A 20665-nucleotide genomic window follows, 5' to 3' on the forward strand; every position below is an offset into this window, starting at 1 on the left:
GCCGGGGCGGGGGGGGGGGGGGGGGTGTGCCCGGGGCGCGGCGGGGGGGGGGGCGCCCCCCCGCCTGGCGGGCGGTGCGGGCGGAACTCGCCGCCGACCCCGAGTTCCGCAGGCGCTTCGCCGGCGAAGTGGCCAGCGCGCGGAGCATCCACGGGCTGTTCACCGCCCAGGTCGTCGACTCGGGTGTCGACGCCCCCACACCGTGGCTGGCCACCGCCTACGTCCCCGGCCCCTCCCTGCAACAAGTGATCGAGCGGCACGGCCCGCTCCCGGTGCGCACGGTGCTGCTGCTCGTGGCGGGCATCGCCGAAGCGCTGCAGGCCATCCACTGGGCGGGGGTCGTGCACCGGGACCTCAAGCCGGCGAACGTGCTGCTCGCCGAGGACGGCCCCCGCGTCATCGACTTCGGCATCGCCCGCGCGGCCGACGCCGGCGGCCTGACCGGCGTGGGCCTGCGGATCGGCACCGCCGCCTACATGGCGCCCGAGCAGGCGATGGGCCTGGCGGTGACACCGGGGACCGATGTCTTCGCGCTGGGCGCGCTGGCCGCGTACGTCGCCGGGGGAGTACTCCCCTTCGGGGGCGGGCCCGAGTCCGCCGCGCTGTACCGGGTGGTCCACGAGGAGCCGGACCTGTCCCTGGTCCCCGCGGACCTGTACGACCTGCTGCGACGCTGCCTCGCCAAGCACCCCGATGACCGGCCCGCCCCGAGCGAGCTGATCGACGCGGTGCGCGCCCATCCCGCGGTTGCGGCGCATCCGGAATTCACCGACGGCTGGCTCCCGCGCGGTGTCAGCAGCGAGATCGCGGCGCATGGCGAGCCGCCGGGAATCGCGGCGCGTGGCGAGGCGCCGGGACTCGCGGCGCATGGTGAATTGCCGGGACAGGTTCACGCCCAGCCGACGCTCGCCGCCATGCCCGCGACACCGGTCGCCGTCCGACCGGCCCCCGGCGGCGCCGGCCTCACCGGTACCGCCCCGCGCCGTGCGCGCGGCGGCCGACGGCGGTGGGCCGTGGCCGCGCTGGTGGCCGCGTTGTTCACGGCCCTCGGGGGCGCGGCGTACTACGTCGTGGAACAACGCAAGGACAACGTGACACGCGACGTTGCCGATGCTTCCGACGCCTCCGGCGGATCCCGCCCGCCGTCGCCCCGCCCGCCCTCGCCCTCCTCCTCACCCTCGCCCAAGCCCGGGTATGTGCCGGACTACTCGGACGCCGAACTCACCGCCCCCGACCCCGACTACGAATTCGATCTCTCGGCCGGGAAGGTCGTCCCTGCCGAGACCGCCACCTGGTATCTGGAGGTGGCCGATGGCGAGTTCGTCCTTCCCGAGGACAGCGATGCCTTCGTCGCCTCCGGATATGTGCTGAGCCCCGACGACTGCGTACGAGGCATCGAGACCGAACCGGTGACCACGCTCCCGTACGACGAACTGGCCGACGAGCGCCCCTTCTGTGTCCGGAGCCCGGACGAGAAGAGCATCGTCATCGTGCGGCTGATCGAGGCCGTACCGGGCGAAGGGCCCGTCACGGTGGTCATGAGCCGCCACCGCCAAGGCGGCTGACGCAGGGTCGCCCGAGATCACCGGGCCGGGAGCGGCCCGGTAGGGTTCGGATTCATGGCGCCTCGCACTACTCAGATCCTCGAAGCGGCCGCACGGCTCATCGCCCGCCGCGGAGTCCGCGGCCTGCGCGTCGAAGAGCTCGCCGCCGAGGCCGGCGTCTCGACCGGGCTGATCTACTACCACTTCAAGGACCGCACCGGGATCCTGCGCCAGACGCTCGAGTTCATCAACGACCGCGCCGAGCGCTACACCACCGGCCGCGAGGCGGACGCCGAACCGCTCGCTCCCCGTGAGGAACTGGAGGAGACCCTCCTCCTGGAACTGCAGGACACCCCGGTGGTCAGGGAGAACAGCTCCGCCTGGGGCGAGCTGCGGGCGAGTGCCGTCTTCGACGAAGTGCTGCGGGAGGACCTCGCCAGGGCGACTCTGGTGTGGGTGCAGGAAGTGGCCGCCCTCCTCGGCCAGGTGCAGCCGATGACCCCGGCGCCCGCCCTGGCGGCGGCCGGCGAGCGGCTCACCGCCCTGCTCGAAGGGCTCAGCATGCGCTGGCTCAGCGGCGGGCTGCAGATCGACCACGCGCGTGACCTGATGCGCGGCGCCATCGACGCCGAGCTGGCACTGCTGCGGGAGAAGTAACCCACCACCGGATCGGACCTCCGCACCGCCGGAACTCGTCGTCTCCTGACTCTTGACTGAAAATTCAGTCAGTGCCACAGTCGACCCCTGCCGAACTCCCGGAGCGAGGGAATGAACCCATGCCGTTGACCCCCACCGAACGTGACCGGCTGCTGCTGTTCACCGCCGCCGAGCTCGCACGGTCCCGGCATGCGCGGGGCCTGCGGCTCAACGTCCCGGAGGCCACTGCGGTGATCGCCGACACCGTCTGCGAGGCGGCGCGGGACGGTCTGCGCCTGGCCGCCGCCATCGAATGCGGCCGCACCGTGCTGGGCCCCGGCGACGTCCTGCCGGGCGTCGCCGCCGTACGAAGAGAGACACCTCATGACCGCATTCCGTATGCCCGCCGAATGGTCCGAGCACGAGGGCTGCCTGATGGCCTGGCCCACCCGCGTCGACCTGTGGGAGAGCGTCCTCGACCAGGTGCAGGACGAGTACGCCCAAGTCGCCCGCGCCATCGCCGAGTTCGAGCCGGTCACCATGGTCGCGCCGCCCGGACACGGGGAAGAGGCCCGCAGGCGGTGTGGCGTCGACGTCGTCGACGTCGTCGAACTGCCGCTGGACGACTCGTGGTTCCGCGACTCCGCCCCGCTGTTCGTCCTGGACGGGGACGGCCGCCGGGCCGGGGTCGACTTCCGTTTCAACGCCTGGGGCGGCAAGCATCACCCGTACGACGCCGACGACCGGATCAGCGGCCTGCTGCTGGAGCGTCTCGGCATCGACCGCATCCCCTCCGGCATGATCCTGGAGGGCGGGTCGATCACCGTCGACGGCGAGGGCACGCTGATCACCACCGAGCAGTGTCTGCTCCACCCCAACCGCAACCCGGGTATGAGCCGGGACGAGATCGAGGCCGAGCTGAAGGCGCGGCTCGGTGTCACCAAGGTCGTCTGGCTGCCGTACGGCGGGCTGCTCGACACCGAGACGGACGGGCATGTCGACGGCGTCTGCGCGTTCGCCGCGCCCGGCAAAGTCGTCGTCTCCCTCCCCGACGACCCGGCGCACCCCGACCACGCCCGCATGCGGGCCAACCGCGCGGTGCTCGAGGTCACCACCGACGCCAAGGGCCGTCCGCTGGAGATCGTCGACGTCCCGCAGACCGTCTTCACGGACGTGGCGGGGGGCGAGGTCGAGGTGTCCTACCTCAACTTCTATGTCGCCAACGGCGGTGTGGTCGTCCCGGTGGCCGGGCTGCCCGATGACGAGGACGCCCTCGCGGTGATCGCCGACGCCTTCCCCGGCCGCAAGGTCGTCGATGTGCGGGCGGCGGCCATCGCGTACGGCGGTGGGGGAGTGCACTGCATCACCCAGCAGATCCCCGTCGCCCGTCCGACCGCGTGACTCCGCCGTGAGCGCCCTCATGACCACCTCAGATGCGTGCCGCACCGGGAGACGGGGCCGTGGCCGGCGGTTCGCAGGATCGACCGCCGCCCGCGGCGCACTCGCCGGCCTTGCCGCGCTCGCCGTCCTCACGGCGTGCGCCGGGCCGCCCAAGAACGCCACCGGTATCTCGTCAGCCCTCTCGGCAGACACCCCTCGGGCGAAGGGCGACATCGACTCCTTCACCTGGGCCCTCTACGCCGAACCGCCCACGCTCGACTACACGGTGGCGTTCGACTACCCGCAGAACATGGTCCTCTCCAATGTGTGCGAGAGCCTCATGCGCTGGACGCCGAAGCTCACCACCGAGCCGGGCCTGGCCCGCAAGGCCTCGCACCCCGATCCCACCACCTGGGTCTACGACCTGCGCGCGGGCGTGCGCTTCCACGGCGGCGGGACGATGACCGCCGAGGACGTCGTCCACAGCCTGGAGCGGCAGCGGGACCCGGACAACGCCGCCGCGTGGGCGCAGGTGTTCCAGAACGTCACCTCCGTACGGAAGACCGGCGCACTCCAAGTCACCGTCAAGCTCAAGAAGCCCGACTCCCAGTTCCCGCAGTACATGGCGAGCGCCGCCGGAGTGGTGGCCTCCAAGGCCGGTGTCGAGGCGGCGGGCAAGGACTACGGCACCTCCGGCGGGCTCGCCTGCACCGGGCCGTTCACCCTGGGCACCTGGAACAAGGGCCAGTCCATCGAGCTCGACCGCTTCGACGGCTACTGGGGGAAGCGAGCCAAGTCCGGCAGGGTCGTCTTCCGGTTTCTGCCCGATGCTTCCGCAAGGACCAACGCCCTGCTCAGCGGCGAGGCCGACGGCAGCTATCTCATCCCCACCGAGAGCTATGCCCGGCTGCGCGGCAGCGGCGTGGGGAAGCTCTACTTCGGCGAGGGTCTGAGCACGGTCAACGTCGCCGTCACGAACATGCGGGGCGCGCTCGGCGACCTACGCGTCCGGCGGGCGCTGTTCCTGGCGCTCGACCGCTCCGGTTTCGTGCAGGTCGGCCTCGGCGGAGTCGGAACGCCCACCGGCGCGCTCACCACCCGCGCCGCCTGGGCGGACGCACCGGAGCGGACCAGGAAGCGGGCCTTTGCGGGGCTGCGGCCCGGCGCCCCCGACATCGCGCGCGCCAAGGAGCTGATCAAGGAGGCGGGCGCCACGGGCAAGACCCTGACCATCGCCACCAGCTCCATCGGCCAGGACGTCTCGCTCCTCGCCACTGCCGTGCAGGACGCGGGAACCCGGATCGGCCTCGACATCCGCCTCAAGTCCATCGCGCCCAACGCGTTCACCGCGCTGTTCACCGACCCCGGGGCGCGCAAGGGCATCGACATGTTCCCGCTCACGTACTACGACTCGATCACCGATCCGCTCGACGTGCTGATGAACTTCAAGAGCGGCGCCTACCTGAACTTCTCGGAGCACAGCGACAAGGCGTACGACAAGCTGATCGACCGGGCCAGTGCCGTCGACGACCCGCGCCGGCGTCTGGGGATCGAGGCGGCGGCCCATCGGCGTGCCGCCCGGCAGCTGCCGTGGATCCCCGTCGCGGAGTGGCCCACCGCCGTGTTCCTCAACAAGAGGATCACCGGTGCTCCGACGACCATCTCGTACATGTACCACCCGTGGGCCGCCGATGTGGGGGCCGCGAGATGACCTTCCTCAGATTCGCGGTGCGGCGCGTCGCCGAAATGGCCGCCACTCTCCTCGCGGCGTCGTTCGTGGTCTTCGGCGCGATGTATCTGGCGCCGGGCAGTCCGGCGAGCTTCCTGCTCTCGGGCCGCTCGGCCTCGCCGGAAGCCGTAGCGGCGATCAACTCCCAGTACCACTTGGACGATCCGTTCGCCGCCCGCTATCTCGCCTGGCTCGGCGACGTCCTGCAGGGCGACTTCGGGCGGTCCATCACCTACCGCACCGACGTGTCCCGCCTGTTGGCCGACCGGCTGCCCACCACGCTGCTGCTGATCTCGATGGCACTCGCCGTGGTCGTGCTCGTCGGTCTGCTCCTTGGCCGGGTCGCCGCCGTGCGCGGCGGGCGCACCGACTCCGCCGTCCTGGTCGCCACGACGTTCGCCGTCGGTACGCCGTCCTTCGTCGCGGCCGTACTGCTGCAAGGTCTCTTCGCCGTACGACTCGGCTGGTTCCCCAGCGGCGGCGCGGGCGACGGCTTCGCCGACCGGGTCTGGCATCTCACCCTGCCCGCCGTCGCGCTCGCCCTCTATCTGATCGGCATGCTCGCCCGCGTCACCCGCTCGGCGATGCTCGAAGCGCTCGGCAGCGAGCACGTCACCGTGGCCCGCAGTCGCGGCGTACCCGAACGCCAGGTCGTCCGCCGCCATGTGTTCCGCAACTCGCTCGGCACCGTCCTGACCACCGGGGGTCTTGTCGTCTCCACGCTCCTCGTCTGCACGATCCTCGTGGAGACCGCCTTCAGCGTCGGCGGCATCGGCCAGCTCCTCGAACTGTCCACCACCACCAAGGACTTCCCGACCGTCCAGGCCGTCTCGCTGATCATCGTCGCCCTTTTCATGGCCGTGAACCTGGTCGTCGACCTGCTCCTTCCGCTGGTCGACCCGCGGCTCACGCTCGGCTCAAGGGGGTCCGCCGCATGACCGCCGTGCTCACCCGCCGCCCCGGCCTCGCCAAGATCCGGTCCTGCGGCTCACCGCTCCACCTCGTCTGTCTCGGCCTTGTCGCCCTCGTCGTCGCCGCAGCCCTGCTCGCACCGTGGGTGGTGCCGCACGACCCCAACGCCGTCGACCTGGGCGACGCGCTGGCCGGGCCCTCCGCGGAGCATCCGCTCGGCGTGGACGCCGCGGGCCGCGACACCCTCTCCCGCCTGCTCCTCGGCGCCCGCACCTCCCTGCTCGGCCCCCTCGGAGTGGTGGTCTTCGCCACGCTCGCCGGGGTGGCCGTCGGTACCGCCGCAGCCTGGCGGGGCGGCTGGCTGGACTCCGTGCTCTCCCGCAGCACCGAACTCGTCTTCGCCTTCCCCGGGTTGCTCCTCGCCATCCTCATCATCTCGGTGTACGGCGAAGGACTGCTCGCCCCGGTCATCGCCCTCGCCGTCGCCTACCTCCCCTACGTCAGCCGCCTCACCCGCTCACTGGTCCTCGCCGAACGCGAACGCCCGTACGTCAGCGCCTACTTGGTCCAAGGCCACTCGGCGCTCCAGATCTGCCTGCGCCACGTCCTGCCCAACATCGCCCCGGTCGTCCTCGCCCAGGCGACCATCAACTTCGGCTACGCGCTCATGGATCTCGCAGGGCTTTCGTTCCTCGGGCTCGGCGTTCCCCCGCTCACCCCCGACTGGGGCCGCATGGTCTTCGACGGACAGACGGCCGTCCAGCACGGCTATCCGCTCTCCGCGGTCCTGCCGTGCGTCCTCATCGTGCTCACCGTCGTCGCGTTCAACGTGGTCGGCGAGCGCTGGGCCGACCGCGTCGCCAGGAGGACCCCATGAGAACGACGCCCACACACGACAACGACAAGGGGTACGAGGGATACGAGGGGTACGAGGGGTACGAGGGGTACGCACTCGATGTCCAGGGACTGCGGATCACGCTCCCCGGCACCGCGCGGCCCGTGCTCGACGGCATCGGCCTGACCGTCGCCGCGGGTGAAACCGTCGCCCTCGTCGGCGAGTCGGGCTCCGGGAAGACCCTCACCTCACGCAGCGCCCTGCGCCTGCTCCCGCCCGACGCGCTCACCGACGGCCGCGTCTGTGTCGCGGGCGACGACGTCCTGACCATGAACGCCGAACGGCTGCGCGCCCTGCGTACCGGAACCGTCGCCATGATCTTCCAGGACCCGCGAGCGGCCATCAATCCACTGCGCCGCATCGGCGACTTCCTCACCGAGGGCGTCGTCCTGACCGGGGCGATGAACCACACCGACGCGGCCGCCCGCGCGACCGAACTCCTCCAGGAAGTCGGGGTCGACGCGTCCGTACTCCGGAAATACCCGGGCCAGGTGTCCGGCGGAATGCTCCAACGCGTCATGATCGCGGCCGCGCTCATGGGTGACCCGTCCCTGCTGCTCGCCGACGAGCCGACCACGGCCCTCGACGTCACCACCCAGGCCGAGGTCGTCGCTCTGCTGACCCGGCTTCAACAACGGTTCGGCACCGGCCTGTTGTTCGTCACCCACGACCTCGACCTGGCCGCGTCGATCAGCGATCGCGTGTACGTCATGTACGCCGGACGGATCGCCGAGAGCGGCCCCGCGGACGAACTGTTCGCGGGGCCCCGCCACCCCTACACGGCGGCTCTGCTCGCCTCGACACCGCGCCTGGACGCGCCCGCAGCCGGCCGGCTCGCCGCCATCGACGGTCAACCTCCGGATCTGCGCACGGCGTTGACCGGCTGCGCGTTCGCCGCGCGCTGCCCGCTGGCCACGGAGGTCTGCGACCAGCAGGCACCCGAATCCCGATCGGCGCCGGGCAGGCCGGAGCACCGGGCCGCCTGTCACCACACTGAAAGGCTGATCGCAGACAGGAGCTCCGCCGATGCCTGACCACGCACTCCAGGCCGTCGGCCTGACCCGCAGCTTCGGAGCCGTACGGGCCGTGGACGGCGTGTCCTTCACCCTCCCGAAGGGAGGATCGCTCGGCATCGTGGGCGAGTCCGGTTCCGGGAAGACCACCACCGCCCGCATCGTCGTGGGCCTCGAACAGGCCGACACCGGCGAGGTGTTGGTGGGCGGGACGCGCAGGCCCGCGGCGGTTCGCGGGCGCGCGCGGCGGCTCGCCCGTGCCCGCGAGGTGCAGATGGTGTTCCAGGACCCCTATCTGTCCCTCGACCCGAGAACGAGCGTCGACGCGGTCCTGCGCGAGACCCTGCGGCTGCACTTCCCCGGCCGGGACCACACGTCCCGGGTGCGGGAACTCCTCGACCAGGTGGGCCTTGGCGCGCGGGCCGCCGACGCGAGGCCGGGACAGCTCTCGGGCGGCCAGCGCCAGCGGGTCGCGATCGCACGCGCCCTCGCCGTGGAGCCGGCCGTCCTGGTCCTCGACGAGGCGGTCGCCGCCCTCGACGTGTCCGTACAGGCGCAGATCCTCAATCTGCTCGCCGACATCCGCGAACAGACGGCGATCGGCTACCTCTTCATCACCCACGACCTCGGCGTGGTCCGCTGCGTCACCGACGACGTCATCGTCATGCGGCACGGCCGTGTCGTGGAGGCGGGCACCACCGCCGACGTGCTCGGCGGACCCCAACACCCCTACACACGACTGCTCATGAACTCGGTGCCGCGCCCCGGCTGGGACCCGGAAGGAATCGCGGCCGCGAGGCGGGCTCTGTGACGCACCGTCACCGAGCCTCCGCCGACAGAAGCAGGGGCTTCCCCCATCAGACCCGTACGCACCTTCACAGACTCAGGAGGCACCACATGAACGGAAGCAGAGCCGGATCGCCCGCAGGGCCGGGCCCGAACAGGCGCAGGTTCCTGGCGGCCGCCGGACTGACCGCCGCCGGTGCGACCCTTGCCCTGACGCAGGGGAGGGCAGGCGCGGGGCCGAGCCGCCGACCCGCCGCCGGCGGCTACCGCGTCCCCGTCGAGGACGTCCGCCACACCCGCACCTGGATGACCTGGCCGGACAGTACCGCGATCTGGGGCGGCGGCCGCCTCCGCGGAATCCAGGCCGACATCGCACTGATCGCCCGCACCATCGCCGCGTACGAACCGGTCACCATGTGCGCCAACTCCGCGAGCGCGGCCAGGGCACGCTCGATGTGCGGGTCCTCGGTCACCGTCATCAGCTCGATCCCCGTCGACGACTGCTGGACGCGCGACACCGGCCCGGTCTTCCGCACCGACGGAGCCGGCGGCCTCGACGCGGTCGGCCTCAACTTCAACGGCTGGGGCGACAAACAGACCCACAGGAGCGACGCGAGAGTCGCCGAACGCATCGCCTCGTACGTCGGCGTGCCCTTCACCCGGGCCGACTTCGTGGGCGAGGGCGGAGCCGTCGAACAGGACGGCGCGGGCACCCTGATGGCGACCCGCAGCAGCCTGCTCAACAAGAACCGCAACCCCGGAATGGAGCAGGGCACGCTGGAGGCGGCGATGCGCGACGCCTACGGCGCGTCCAAGGTCATCTGGTTCGACGGCGTGTACGGGCAGGACATCACCGACGACCACGTCGACGCCACGTCACGCTTCCTCGCCCCGGGCGAAGCCCTCGTCCAGATGCCGCTCGCGTCGGACAACGACGACTACGCCAAGGACGCACGGCAGCAGTACCGCGTCCTCACCGGGTCGACGACCGCCGACGGCCGGCCGATGGACGTGATGAAGCTCCAGGGCCCGGACTACGAGAAGATCCGCTCCACCGACCCGGACTTCCTGGCCTCCTACGCGAACTTCTATCTGTGCAACGACGCCGTCATCTGCGCCCACTTCGGCGACGAAGGCGCGGACGCGGCGGCGAAGGCCACACTGGCCCGGCTCTACCCCGACCGCACCATCGAGCAGCTGAACATCGACCGCCTGGGCACGGGAGGCGGCGGCATCCACTGCGTCACCCAGCAACAGCCGGTGGCGTAGGGGCAGTTCGCGGCGTACGCCTCAGCTGTCCGTGTGGTTCCCCGCCCACACCGCGTGGGTGATCGTCGTGGGGGCGGTGGTCGCCTGCGCAAGGAGCCGGAGGGTCGTGCGGCCCTCTGATCCCGCGGGGGCGGTCGCCACGACGAGCACCTGATCGTCGGAGAGGTTGAGCGCCTGCTGGGTGACGGTCATCGGGCCCACCAGCGGATGCCGCATCTTGTGCTCGGCGATGGTGCAGGGGCGCACCCGGTGGTCGGCCCACATCTTCGCGAACTCGGCGCTCTTCATGCTGAGTTCGCCGATGAGGGAGGCCAGCAGCGCGTCATCGGGGTGACGGCCCACCGCGTACCGCAGATTGGCCACGACGGCCCGCGCCTTGCTCTCCCAGGTGAGGTAGAGGTCGCGCGCGTGGGCGTCGAGGAAGAGGAACCGGGCCATGTTGGGCCGGTCGGCCGAGCGCTCCGGCGCCGACGGGTCGAGGTGGCCCGCGAACAGCGCGTGGCCGAGCGGGTTCCAGGCCAGGACGTCGGCGCGTCGGCCGGTGACGACGGCGGGCACGTCGGGCATCGAGTCGAGAAGCGTACGGGTCGGTGCGTCGACCCGCTCCGGCGGCGGCCGACGGGCCGGGCGGCGGCGCCGGACCGCCGCGCCCGCGAGGTCGCGCAGGTGCAGGCGCTCGGTCTCGTCCAGACACAGCGCCTGCGCGATCGCGTCGAGGACCTCCGGGGACGCGTTGTGCGAGTGGCCTTGCTCCAGGCGCGCGTAGTACGAGGCACTGACCCCGGCGAGCAGGGCGAGTTCCTCGCGGCGCAGGCCCGGGACGCGACGCCGTTCCCCGTACGTGTCAAGGCCGATGTCCTCGGGCCGCAGCCGGGACCGGCGGGCCTGCAGGAACGCGCCGAGGGCGCTCTGTCCGCTCTGTCCGTCCATGCGGCCCAGTATCCGTTGCCCGCAGGCCGGTTGCCTCTCCCTGGCGGGGATAGGCAGGGGAGGGTGTGGCCGACTTCCGGGGGCCCGCGCAGCCTTGAGGGCATGGAAACCATCGAGTTGGGCGATGTCACCGTGACCCGGGTCCGCGAGTTCTACGGACCGATCGGGTTCACACCACGCGCTTTCGTACCCGAGAGCAGTGAGGAGGTCTGGGAGGCACAAGAGAGCTGGCTGCGGCCGGAGTTCATCGCGGGAGAGCCGCCGGTCGTCAACGCCGCGCTGCAGACCTGGGTGCTGCGCAGCGAAGGCAGGGTCATCCTCGTCGACACCGGGGGCGGCAACAACAAGCCGCGGCCCGGCACCCCTTGGGATCACCTGGAGACCGACTTCCTGGGCCATCTCGCCCGCGCCGGAGTCGCGCCGGAGGACGTCGACCTCGTCGTCAACACCCACCTGCACGCGGACCACGTGGGCTGGAACACCCGCCTCGACGGGGGCAGTTGGGTGCCCACCTTCCCGAACGCCACCTACCTGATCCACCGGAACGACTTCGAGTTCTGGAACCCGGCGACCGGCCACACCTCCGTACTCGGCGACGGCAACGCCCACGTCTTCGAGGACAGCGTCGCCCCGGTGCACGAGGCGGGCAGGACCCTGCTGTGGGAGGGCGACGGCTACCGGATCGACGCGCATCTGCGGCTTGAACTCGCCGCGGGCCACACCCCCGGCTCCGCCGTGCTCACCCTCGCGTCCGGCAGCGAAAGGGCGGCGTTCGTGGGCGACCTGCTGCACAGTCCCGTGCAGATCCTGGAACCGGACGCGAACAGCTGCTTCTGCGAGGATCCCGGCCGGTCACGGGCCGCCCGGCGCCGGGTACTCGGCTGGGCGGCCGACCGCAACGGACTGCTGTTCCCCGCGCACTTCGGCGGTCACGGCGCGGCCGAAGTCGCCCGCGACGGCGGCCGGTTCACCATCAAGGGCTGGGCTCCCTTCACGCCGTACACCCCCGGCGACGAGGGCTGACCGGCGATGCCAAACTCCCGCAATCCCGTAGTGGAGACCACGCTCGGCCCCGTCCGGGGTCTCAAGCAGGACGGCATCGGGGTGTTCCTCGGCATCCCGTACGCCGCCCCGCCCCAAGGCGCGGGCAGGTTCGCCGCGCCGGACCCGCACGCGCCCTGGGCCGGGGTCCGAGAAGCCACCGTCCCCGGGCCGACCGCGCCGCAGGTAGCACGCCGTCTCGGTGACATCGACATGTCCCCCTACTTCGGGCCGGGTTGGATCCGGGGCGAGGACTATCTGACGGTGAACGTCTGGACGCCCCGCATCGAAGCAGACATCGAGGCAGACATCGGAGCAGACATCGGAGCTGACATCGGAGCGGACGGTGGTGCCCGCGGGCTGCCGGTCATGGTCTTCGTGCACGGCGGCGGCTTCACCGCAGGCTCGACCAGCGCGCCGCTCTACGACGGCACCGCACTCGCCCGGGAGGGCGTGGTCCTGGTGACCGTCAACTACCGGCTCGGCGTCCAGGGTTTCCTCGACCTCGCGGGCGCGCCGCGCAACCGCGGGCTGCTCGACGTCGTCGCCGCGCTGCGCTGGGTACGGCAGAACATCGCGGCCTTCGGCGGGGACCCGGGGACCGTCACCCTCTTCGGCCAGTCCGCCGGGGCCACGATCGTCTCCGCCGTTGCGGCCGCGCCCGAGGCGGCGGGACTGCTGCGCCGGGCCATCGTGCAGAGCGGCAGCGGGCTCGGCGCCTTCACCCCGGAGCAGGCAGCCCGGGTGACACGCGCGGCGGCGCGGGAGCTGGGGGTCGCGGCGCACGCCGATGACTTCGCGGCCGTGCCGGACGACCGTCTCGCCGAGGTCGTCGGCCGGCTCTGCGGGATCGACCTGCGTACGCCGGGTGCGTACGACCCGCTGATGGGGCTGACCCCGTTCAGTGTGGTCCTTCCGGTACAGCCCGCGCACGCCCTGCCCGCCGCCGTGGACCTGCTCCTCGGGACGACGACGCAGGAGGGCAACCTCTACCCGGCCGCCGACGGAGAGGACGCGCACGGCGCGGCCGCGCGGGCGCACCCGGACCCGGACAGCCTCCTGGCCGCGTACCGGGCCGCCGCCCGGCCCGGCACCCCGGATGCCGGGCTGCGCTCGGCCGTGTTCGGCGACGCGCTGTTCGGCAAGGGGACGTGGGCCCTCGCGGAGGCGTACGCCACCGCCGGGCGCCGCACCTTCCACTACGAGTTCGACTGGCGCGGCGTGCTCGGTGCCGCGCACGCGGTGGAGGTCCCGTTCCTGTTCGGGCGGACCGACCTGCCCGAACTCCGCGGCGCGCACGGCCTGTTGGGCCCAATCCCGGTTCCGGTCGGCCTGGCGGAACGGCTGCGTGCCGCGTGGGTGCGGTTCGCGCGTACCGGGGATCCGGGCTGGGACGCGTACGACACCGAACGCCGTACGACGATGCGGATCGGCGAGCAGTGGGTGACCCTGCCCGACCCCCGCGGGGCGGAACGCCGGGCGTGGTCCCCGCCCGGCGCGTGCGCATCACTGGATGCCTGACCTCAGCGCGGCCAGAGCTGGATCAGCCACTCCTCCGTGCCGTGGAAGAACATCTCGCCGGCCGCGTGCCGCTCCTTCGCGGCGTCGCGGCCCAGGCTCGCCGCGCGCAGCCGGTAGACGCCCGGTCCGCCGAGTTCCACCGGCTCGCCCGACGGAAAGCCGTCCCACTCGTTGAGCTGCACCTTCCCGTGCCGGAACAGCTCGAACTCCACTGTCTCCAGGGTGTCCCAGCTGCCCTGCGGCGCCGCCGGTTCGCCGGACCAGCTCTCAAGGCGTACCTGTGGGTGGAAGTCGGTGGTGGCGCACCGGAAGAGCGCGCCGCCAGGACCGGCGAGCACCGTCCAGCGTTTGGGGGCGGTGCCGACGGCCGCCTGAGGATCGGCGCCGTCCTCCAGGCCGCGCAGGAAGAAGGTGAAGTACGAGATGCAGGGCTCGGCGGTCGTCGCGCCGAGAAGTTCGGCGGACGGGGGAGTGGCCGTCACCGGCTCACCTCCAGCGGTCAGCTGCGGATATGGACGTAGAACGCGTCGGAGCCGAGGATACGGTCGACCTTGTAGAACTCGGCGATCCGTTCCCCGCCCTTCCTGTTGTCCTCCTCAGGGATGGGCTTGGCGGCGTAGTTCTGATAACGAGAGTTGACCGGAACGAACCTGCTTGAGCTACGGCACAGGCATGAACTCGGGCAGCGTGAGGGCCGAGTGGGCCGGTCGTCCCTCCCGGGAGGGCGGCATGGTGCTGAGCTGTCGCAGCATGGCGTTGCGCTGCTCCAGGGCCCGTGCGGTGGTGGGGAAGAGGGTGGCGTCGCCCTTGCCGACCTGGTCCTGGTTCGCGGTCACGAACCCGCGGGTGCTGTCTTCGTACGCGGCGAAGCCCGCTGTGTGGTCACGGTCGGCCAGGGAAGCGGCCAGCATGTACGCACCGACGAGCGCCAGGCTAGAGCCCTGCCCGGTGAGGAACGACGGTGCGTACGCGGCGTCGCCCACCAGCGCGACCCTGCCGCTTGACCAGCGGGGCATACGGATCTGGCTGACCACGTCGAAGAACAGGTCGTCCGCGTCGCGCAGGGCGGCGACCATGCCGGGGACCTCCCATCCCGCGTCGGCGAAGACCGCGGCGACCAGGTCCCGTTGGGCCTGAGGGTTCCGGAACGCGTCGAACGGCGGTTGCGGGCGGGCGAAGTTCAGGAAGGCGTGCACTTCGCCGTCGTCCCCCGCGGCGTAGAGAGCCGCGGCTCTGCCCGGGGTGTTCCACAGCACGGTCTCGTGGGAGAGCCCGAAGGTGTTGCGCATCGTGAATCCCGCGAAGCAGTAGCCGAGGTACCGGTGGAACTGCTCTTCGGGGCCGAACACGGCCTCCCGGGTGCGCGAGTGCAGACCGTCCGCGCCGACCACCATGTCGAACGTACGCCTGCCGCCCCCGCGGAAGGTGACGTCGACCCCATGGCCGCCCGACTGGTCGAGGGTGTCGATGGAGTCGCCGAACAGGAACTCCACGTCGTCACGGACCGCCGCGTAGAGAGCGTCGGTCAGATCCCCGCGCGGCACCTCCAGGTCCTCTCCCGCGACCCCGCCGGTGACGCTGTGCGGGTCGAGCGAGGCCACCTCGCCGCCGTCCGCGTCGAGGAAGGTCAGCCGGCGCAGGTCGATGTGCGCCTCCCGCAGCCGCGGCAGGATCCCCATCCTCCGCACGACCTCAAGTGCGGTGCCGCGTACGTCGACGGGGTAACCACCGCTCCGCGGTGCGCTCGCCTTCTCGACCACCGTGACCGCGAATCCGTAGCGGTTGAGCCAGAACGCGAGGGCGGGACCCGCGATGCTGGCCCCGGATATCAGGACCTCGCGCCTGGGCGTGGAACGGATGTCCCTCAGCTGATCGGTGGGGGTCATTTCCTGGCTCCTTTGCTCATGGAACGGACGACAAGCAGGGACAGCGCCGCGACGACGCCGGCGATGAGGAAGCCGGCGACGAAGGCCGATTCGTCCGGGACCTTCGATCCGGAAGGGGTCCCCGAAGTGAGGAGCACGCCACCGAGCATCCCGCCCATGGCGGAGCCAAGGACGCGCGTCACCAGGATCAGGCTGGTGGCGATGCCGGTGTCACTTTCATCGACGGAAGAGACGATGCCGGTCACCATGGCCGTCACGCACAGGCCGTTGGCCAGCGCGATGAGCGCCTTGCCGACGACGATGTGCCAGACCTCGGTGTGTGCGAAGGACAGGGCGAGCATGGCGGTGGTCATGAGGACGACCGCGGCAGCGGCCACGGCGCGCGAGCCGAAACGCCGCTCCCCGAGCCCACCGGCCGGCCCGGCCAGCGTCCCGGCCACGGCGCCGGGCAGGAGGATGAAGCCGATCATGGTGGCGCTGGCCCCGAACCCGTACCCGTCGCCGGACACGTCGAGCAGTTGCGGAATGAGGAAGACCCCCGTCGCGGTGCCGAGGCAGATCACGAACGTCAGCACACACGACTTCCAGATCACAGGCCGCGCCAGCATGCTCAGATCGATCAGCGGCGCGGCCGCACGACGTTCAACGGCCGTCCACCCGGCCACGAAGGCGGCCAGCAGCACGAGGAGGGCGAGGAGCACGAGCGGCTGCGAGCCGGCGTCGGGCGCCACCGCGAGGGCGAGCATGAGCGTGACCAGGATCCCGCTCAAGAGAAGCATGCCCGGCCAGTCGATCCCGGCTCCGCCCGTCCGGCCCGGCTCGTCAGCCGGCATCAGCCTGTTCACCAGCAGGGTGAACCCGATGACCGCGAACGTCGGCACCGCGAACATCCAGTGTCGCGAGAGCGCCTGCGCCACGGGCCCGGCCGCAAGGAGACCCACCATCGAGCCACCCACGAACATCCCGCTGACCAGCCCGATGGCCACCTTCGACTCCCGCGCGGGGAGGTGTTTGCGCACCACGATGAACGACAGGGGCAGCGCGCCGATCATCGCCCCCTGCAGTACCTGGCCGAGCAGCAGCACGGGCAGGTTCGGCGCCACCGCGGAGACCAGGCCACCGACCGAGACCACTGCCATCAGCCGGATGAGGACCCGTTTTCCGCCGTAGCGGTCGCCGAGCTTGCCCGCGAGCGGTGTGACGAGCGCGCCGGTGATGGCGAGCACGACGTTGAGCACCGCCCCGGTGGACGGACTGATGTCCAGCTCGCGTTGCAGGAGCGGGAGCGTCGGCGCCACCACCGACTCCAGGGCCCCGGTGGCGACGGCCAGCATGCCGAGGGCCCAGATGGCGGCCTTTTCGACGCGGACCGGTGGAGCGAGCGTTGCGGTCATGGACGAGACGTCCCTTCCGGCATGGGCGGGCGTGCAAGGACATGTGCCGAGTACAGAACTACACTACACCGTGCAGTGTAGGACGGCTAAGATGTGCCCATGCCGACCACGAAGTCACCGACCACGAAGACGCTGCGCGAGGGGTCCGCGCACAAGCGGGCCGCCATCCTCACGGCGGCCCGGGAACTGTTCCTCGCCGACGGCTTCGACCGGTCGAGCGTCGACGCGGTCGCCGCACGGGCCGAGGTGTCCAAGCGGACGGTCTACGACTACTTCGGCGACAAGCAGACGCTGCTGCAGGCAGTCGTCGACGCCGTCGGCCAGTCACTGATCACCACGATCCGGCGCACCCTCGACGACACGCTCACCGACGTCGCCGAGGACGCCGAACTCGAGGACGCCCTGGTCACGTTCTCGATGCGCATCGCGACCGACATGCTCGGCTCGGCGGAGTACGCGACGCTGCAACGACTGGTCCGGGCGGAGTCCGGCAACCTTCCGCACCGGGGCTACAACGCCATGGCCGACACCCCCGACGAAGCGATCGCCGAGCGGCTCGCCGCCCTGGCCGCGGCCGGGCTGCTCGACGTCCCCGACCCCCGACTCGCGGCCGACCAGTTCATCGCGCTGACCTTCGGCGTCGCCCTTGACCGGCTCGGTTCCGCGAACGCCGCGCAGGACACCCGCGTCCGGCCACTCGTCGTCGAGGGAGTGCGGACCTTTCTCCGGGCGTACCGGACCAGGTGACCGACGCCCGGATGGCCGCTACGCCCCGGCGTCGAAGCCCAGTTCACCCTCGACGAACGTCATCTTGACCTCGGTGGCGTGGACTTGAGTGACCGGCACTTCGAAGGGGTTCTGGCCGACGACGATGACGTCGGCGAGCATGCCCGGTTCGATCCGCCCGACCCGGTGCGCCATGCCCTCCTGCCGCGCGGAGTTGACCGTAAAGAGTTCGAAGGCCTGCTCCAGCGTGATGGCTTGCGACGCGCCGAAACTGTCAGGGCTGCCCCCTGGCCGCTGCCGGGTGACGAGCGTTTCGATGGCGGACCACGGATTCACCGACGGCACCACGCACCAGTCCGACCCCGGCACGACCAGCGCGTGGGCTTCGAGCATCTCGCGCACCGGCCACACGCGTTCAACCGCCTGTGGGCCGACGGCCGTTGCGATGTCGGAGCAGATGGGGGAGGGCTGCCACAAGTAGGGCGAGACTTCGAACGTCGCGCCGATCTGTGCCGCCCGCTCGATGTCGGTCTTCGCCACGAACGTGCAGTGTCCTACGTTGTGCATGCAGGGGCCGTGTCCGTTGGCCGCGCGGGCGGCCTCGACGGCGTCGAGCGCCGCCCTGACCGCCGCATCGCCGGCCGCGTGGAACTTGACGGTGATGCCCATCCGGTCGAATCGGGTCACCGCCTGATCGAGGACTGCCGGCGCGATCGCGAGCAGCCCGTGCCTGCCTGCCTCGTCGTCTCGTCCATCGCCCGTGGCCGTGTAGGGCTCGATCATCGCCGCCGTGCGGCTGTCGGTCGGTACCCCGTCGAGGAAGATCTTCACGCAGTCGGGTGTGATGTGACCGCTCGCGCAGAGGTTCCGTGTCGCGATCACCTCTTCACAGGCAGGGTCATTGGGGGACCACACGAGACTGAGACGCACGCGCTGCCTGACCGCTCCGCGCGCGGCGAGCCGGGTGTAGGCGAGCAGTTCGGCCCGCGGCCCGGCGGTGAACCCGACCGCGGCCTCGGTGAACGACGTGATCCCGTAGGAGAGCATCTCTCCCAGCGCCCACTCCAGGGCCGCCTCCACCTCCTCGTCGGCGGGCTTGGGGGCCGAGGCGGCGAGCAGATCGGCGGCGGTCTCGCGTTGTATGCCGCTCGGACGGCCTGCGAGGTCCCTCTCGAAGACGCCGCCCGGCGGGTCCGGTGTGCCGGGGCCGATTCCGGCGGCCCGGAGTGCCGCGCTGTTCGCCCATGAGCTGTGTCCGCTGGTGTCCTCCAGGAGGACAGGATGATGGGGGGCGACGGCGTCAAGGACGGTCCGGTCCGGGAGGGTGCCGAGCGCGGACGTGTCCCATTGCCCGCCGAGAACCCATGCGCCGGGGGCGGCCCGAGACACGTGAGCGGCCACGATGCGGAGGGTGTCGGCCAGGTTCGAGCCCTGCGGGACCTTGCAGCGGCGTTCGCGGACCCCGGCGTAGATCGGGTGCACATGCAGGTCGTGCAGGCCCGGCAGGACGGTGTCGCCGGCCAGCTCCATCACCCGCGTGTCCGGTCCGCGCCGGCGCAGCACGTCCTCGCGGCCGCCGACCGCTTCGATGACACCGGCGCGTACGGCGAGTCCCTCGGCCCAGCCCGACGACGTCTTGACGTGCCCGCCCACCAGAACCGTGTCCGCGTACTGATCGGCCCGATCGGCCCGATCGGCCATGGCGCTCCCCCTCTCCACCGCCGGCTCGGCGACTCAGCGGCGGTTGATGAATCCGGCGTCGACGGGCAGCGTGACACCGGTGACATAGCGGGCTTCGTCCGAGGCCAGCCACAGGACGGCGTTCGCCACGTCGACCGGCTCGACTGTGGCCACCGGAAGGGCATTTGGTGCATCCCCGGACAGCATCGGGTCCTGGGCGACGAACTCGACGATGGCCGGATCGGTCACCATGCGGGTGGCCACGCCGGTGGGGTGCACCGAGTTCACCCTGATGCTGTGCCGGGCGAGGTTGTTGGCGTACGTACGCATCAGCCCGACCACACCGTGTTTGGAGGCGGCGTAACCCAGGCCGCCGTTGCTGGCCCCGCCGATGCCGACAAGGCCGGCGGTGGAGCTGACGATCACGATCGAGCCGCCCCGCTCGGCGGCGACCATCGACGGGATGGCCACCTCGATGGTGTGGAACGTGCCGGTGAGGTTCACATCGATGGCGTCGTGCCACGCCTGCAGCCGGTCTTCCACAAGGAGCGGTGCGATCCCCGCGTTGGCGACGACGACGTCGATCTGCCCGAACTCGGCGAGCCCCGCGTCGTACGCCTCCTGGAGTGCGGCCCGATCGCGCACATCCGCCTGCCGTGCCACGACGCGGCGGTCCAGGGCCCGCACTTCGTCGACCGCCTCGCCCAGCTCCTCCGGTGTCGACTGCGGGTAGGGCACGGTGTCGACCGGCCCGCAGATGTCCACGATGACCAGGTCGGCGCCTTCCTCCGCCATCCGCAGAACGTGGCCGCGGCCGAGTCCGCCGGCCGCGCCGGTGACGAAGGCCACCTTGCCGTCAAGACGCCCCTTCATGGTTCCGGCCTACCGCAGGGATCTACGAACGTCACCTCGCCGCGATGTTCCGGCGAGAACCGGGTGTGTTCGCCCTCTCATCGTGGCTGATATCGCCGTCGGCGCGTAACGTGAAGCGGCATGAAGATCCACGCCTGCGACCTGCGACGGGACAGCTCGTCATGAAGATCCTCATCAGCGCCGACATGGAGGGCGCCACCGGAGTGACCTGGCCCGCCGACGTGCTGCCCGGTACGCCGCAGTGGGAGCGGTGCCGGGCGATGTTCACCTCGGACGGGGTAACCCCCCCCGGGGGGGTGTTTGGGGGGGGCGGGGTGTGTGGGGGGGTGACCCGGGGGCCCCCGGACCCGGCCGCAAGGGGGCGGGGGGGGGGGGGACGGGGGGGGGGTAGGGGGGGGACGTACGGTGAATCGACGGATGGCCTTCACGGTCTCCACCTTCGTACGGCGT

At 71.3% G+C, this 20665-nt stretch carries 19 protein-coding genes and 1 pseudogene; 14 read left to right on the forward strand and 6 right to left on the reverse strand.

Translation table 11 applies throughout. The features are described 5' to 3' along the window. The 10 genes and pseudogenes from ACFWY6_RS11165 to ACFWY6_RS11210 form a co-directional block, all read left to right on the forward strand. Nucleotides 1-1565 (forward strand): serine/threonine-protein kinase (locus tag ACFWY6_RS11165; RefSeq protein ID WP_384687916.1); only part of this gene is annotated, 1565 nt, incomplete at its 5' end. Between the two features lie 54 nt (nt 1566-1619). After that, nucleotides 1620-2201, forward strand: coding sequence for a TetR/AcrR family transcriptional regulator (locus ACFWY6_RS11170; RefSeq protein WP_266872087.1), 582 nt, complete (start codon nt 1620-1622; stop codon nt 2199-2201). Nucleotides 2202-2320: 119 nt separating this feature from the next. Next, a pseudogene (locus tag ACFWY6_RS11175) lies at nt 2321-2557 on the forward strand (urease subunit gamma); the annotation flags it as partial. 7 nt (nt 2558-2564) lie between these two features. After that, entirely contained in the window at nt 2565-3581 is a 1017-nt protein-coding gene (locus tag ACFWY6_RS11180) for an agmatine/peptidylarginine deiminase (protein WP_384687917.1), read from the forward strand. A 19-nt stretch (nt 3582-3600) separates the two neighbouring features. After that, nucleotides 3601-5271 (forward strand): ABC transporter substrate-binding protein, encoded by a 1671-nt coding sequence (locus tag ACFWY6_RS11185; RefSeq protein ID WP_384687918.1) that lies wholly within the window; start codon nt 3601-3603, stop codon nt 5269-5271. Next, nucleotides 5268-6227, forward strand: a complete 960-nt coding sequence (locus ACFWY6_RS11190; protein WP_384687919.1) for an ABC transporter permease — start codon at nt 5268-5270, stop codon at nt 6225-6227. The genes ACFWY6_RS11185 and ACFWY6_RS11190 overlap by 4 nt, the downstream gene beginning before the upstream one ends. After that, nucleotides 6224-7078: an ABC transporter permease gene (locus ACFWY6_RS11195; RefSeq protein WP_384687920.1), complete on the forward strand. Its 855-nt coding sequence runs from the start codon at nt 6224-6226 to the stop codon at nt 7076-7078. Before ACFWY6_RS11190 ends, ACFWY6_RS11195 begins: the two co-directional genes overlap by 4 nt. Further along, entirely contained in the window at nt 7075-8130 is a 1056-nt protein-coding gene (locus ACFWY6_RS11200) for an ABC transporter ATP-binding protein (RefSeq protein ID WP_384687921.1), read from the forward strand. Before ACFWY6_RS11195 ends, ACFWY6_RS11200 begins: the two co-directional genes overlap by 4 nt. Continuing rightward, on the forward strand, nt 8123-8920 hold the full coding sequence (locus ACFWY6_RS11205; protein WP_384687922.1) for an ABC transporter ATP-binding protein: 798 nt from the start codon (nt 8123-8125) through the stop codon (nt 8918-8920). The genes ACFWY6_RS11200 and ACFWY6_RS11205 overlap by 8 nt, the downstream gene beginning before the upstream one ends. Before the next feature lie 86 nt (nt 8921-9006). Next, nucleotides 9007-10164 (forward strand): agmatine/peptidylarginine deiminase, encoded by a 1158-nt coding sequence (locus ACFWY6_RS11210; RefSeq protein ID WP_384687923.1) that lies wholly within the window; start codon nt 9007-9009, stop codon nt 10162-10164. A 21-nt stretch (nt 10165-10185) separates the two neighbouring features. On the opposite strand, the gene ACFWY6_RS11215 is transcribed toward ACFWY6_RS11210, so the two are convergent. After that, complete coding sequence (locus tag ACFWY6_RS11215) at nt 10186-11094, reverse strand: helix-turn-helix domain-containing protein (protein WP_384687924.1); 909 nt, start codon at nt 11092-11094, stop codon at nt 10186-10188. A 102-nt stretch (nt 11095-11196) separates the two neighbouring features. Between ACFWY6_RS11215 and ACFWY6_RS11220 the strand changes: the two genes are divergently transcribed. After that, nucleotides 11197-12117, forward strand: coding sequence for an MBL fold metallo-hydrolase (locus ACFWY6_RS11220; protein WP_384687925.1), 921 nt, complete (start codon nt 11197-11199; stop codon nt 12115-12117). A gap of 6 nt (nt 12118-12123) precedes the next feature. After that, complete coding sequence (locus ACFWY6_RS11225) at nt 12124-13656, forward strand: carboxylesterase/lipase family protein (RefSeq protein WP_384687926.1); 1533 nt, start codon at nt 12124-12126, stop codon at nt 13654-13656. 2 nt (nt 13657-13658) lie between these two features. Here the strand turns inward: ACFWY6_RS11225 and ACFWY6_RS11230 are convergent, their stop codons facing one another. From ACFWY6_RS11230 to ACFWY6_RS11240, 3 genes are all read right to left on the reverse strand, one after another. Beyond that, nucleotides 13659-14138, reverse strand: a complete 480-nt coding sequence (locus tag ACFWY6_RS11230) for a hypothetical protein (protein ID WP_384687927.1) — start codon at nt 14136-14138, stop codon at nt 13659-13661. A 177-nt stretch (nt 14139-14315) separates the two neighbouring features. Continuing rightward, a complete protein-coding gene (locus ACFWY6_RS11235; protein WP_384687928.1) occupies nt 14316-15542 on the reverse strand; it encodes an FAD-dependent monooxygenase in 1227 nt (408 codons plus the stop codon). Further along, nucleotides 15539-16936, reverse strand: coding sequence for an MFS transporter (locus ACFWY6_RS11240; RefSeq protein WP_384687929.1), 1398 nt, complete (start codon nt 16934-16936; stop codon nt 15539-15541). The genes ACFWY6_RS11235 and ACFWY6_RS11240 overlap by 4 nt, the downstream gene beginning before the upstream one ends. Nucleotides 16937-17035: 99 nt before the next feature. Here ACFWY6_RS11240 and ACFWY6_RS11245 point away from each other — a divergent pair, with 99 nt between their 5' ends. After that, nucleotides 17036-17683, forward strand: coding sequence for a TetR/AcrR family transcriptional regulator (locus ACFWY6_RS11245; RefSeq protein WP_384687930.1), 648 nt, complete (start codon nt 17036-17038; stop codon nt 17681-17683). 18 nt (nt 17684-17701) lie between these two features. Here ACFWY6_RS11245 and ACFWY6_RS11250 read toward each other — a convergent pair whose 3' ends face one another. Further along, nucleotides 17702-19363, reverse strand: a complete 1662-nt coding sequence (locus tag ACFWY6_RS11250; protein ID WP_384687931.1) for an amidohydrolase — start codon at nt 19361-19363, stop codon at nt 17702-17704. A gap of 33 nt (nt 19364-19396) precedes the next feature. Beyond that, on the reverse strand, nt 19397-20215 hold the full coding sequence (locus ACFWY6_RS11255) for a mycofactocin-coupled SDR family oxidoreductase (RefSeq protein WP_384687932.1): 819 nt from the start codon (nt 20213-20215) through the stop codon (nt 19397-19399). A gap of 161 nt (nt 20216-20376) precedes the next feature. Here ACFWY6_RS11255 and ACFWY6_RS11260 point away from each other — a divergent pair. Continuing rightward, nucleotides 20377-20665, forward strand: a 289-nt coding sequence (locus ACFWY6_RS11260) for a M55 family metallopeptidase (protein WP_384687951.1), incomplete at its 3' end; no start/stop codon positions are given.

The sequence above is a fragment of the Streptomyces sp. NPDC059037 genome (genome assembly GCF_042740015.1).
Lineage (GTDB): Bacteria > Actinomycetota > Actinomycetes > Streptomycetales > Streptomycetaceae > Streptomyces.

Bases quoted from the DNA above. Each gene is read 5' to 3' on its own strand.
- ACFWY6_RS11210 (WP_384687923.1), top strand. From the start codon at position 9,007: ATGAACGGAAGCAGAGCCGGATCGCCCGCAGGGCCGGGCCCGAACAGG.
- ACFWY6_RS11190 (WP_384687919.1), top strand. From the start codon at position 5,268: ATGACCTTCCTCAGATTCGCGGTGCGGCGCGTCGCCGAAATGGCCGCC.
- ACFWY6_RS11225 (WP_384687926.1), top strand. From the start codon at position 12,124: ATGCCAAACTCCCGCAATCCCGTAGTGGAGACCACGCTCGGCCCCGTC.
- ACFWY6_RS11240 (WP_384687929.1), bottom strand. From the start codon at position 16,936: ATGACCGCAACGCTCGCTCCACCGGTCCGCGTCGAAAAGGCCGCCATC.
- ACFWY6_RS11255 (WP_384687932.1), bottom strand. From the start codon at position 20,215: ATGAAGGGGCGTCTTGACGGCAAGGTGGCCTTCGTCACCGGCGCGGCC.
- ACFWY6_RS11180 (WP_384687917.1), top strand. From the start codon at position 2,565: ATGACCGCATTCCGTATGCCCGCCGAATGGTCCGAGCACGAGGGCTGC.
- ACFWY6_RS11220 (WP_384687925.1), top strand. From the start codon at position 11,197: ATGGAAACCATCGAGTTGGGCGATGTCACCGTGACCCGGGTCCGCGAG.
- ACFWY6_RS11235 (WP_384687928.1), bottom strand. From the start codon at position 15,542: ATGACCCCCACCGATCAGCTGAGGGACATCCGTTCCACGCCCAGGCGC.
- ACFWY6_RS11215 (WP_384687924.1), bottom strand. From the start codon at position 11,094: ATGGACGGACAGAGCGGACAGAGCGCCCTCGGCGCGTTCCTGCAGGCC.
- ACFWY6_RS11250 (WP_384687931.1), bottom strand. From the start codon at position 19,363: ATGGCCGATCGGGCCGATCGGGCCGATCAGTACGCGGACACGGTTCTG.
- ACFWY6_RS11200 (WP_384687921.1), top strand. From the start codon at position 7,075: ATGAGAACGACGCCCACACACGACAACGACAAGGGGTACGAGGGATAC.
- ACFWY6_RS11245 (WP_384687930.1), top strand. From the start codon at position 17,036: ATGCCGACCACGAAGTCACCGACCACGAAGACGCTGCGCGAGGGGTCC.
- ACFWY6_RS11170 (WP_266872087.1), top strand. From the start codon at position 1,620: ATGGCGCCTCGCACTACTCAGATCCTCGAAGCGGCCGCACGGCTCATC.
- ACFWY6_RS11195 (WP_384687920.1), top strand. From the start codon at position 6,224: ATGACCGCCGTGCTCACCCGCCGCCCCGGCCTCGCCAAGATCCGGTCC.
- ACFWY6_RS11205 (WP_384687922.1), top strand. From the start codon at position 8,123: ATGCCTGACCACGCACTCCAGGCCGTCGGCCTGACCCGCAGCTTCGGA.
- ACFWY6_RS11185 (WP_384687918.1), top strand. From the start codon at position 3,601: ATGACCACCTCAGATGCGTGCCGCACCGGGAGACGGGGCCGTGGCCGG.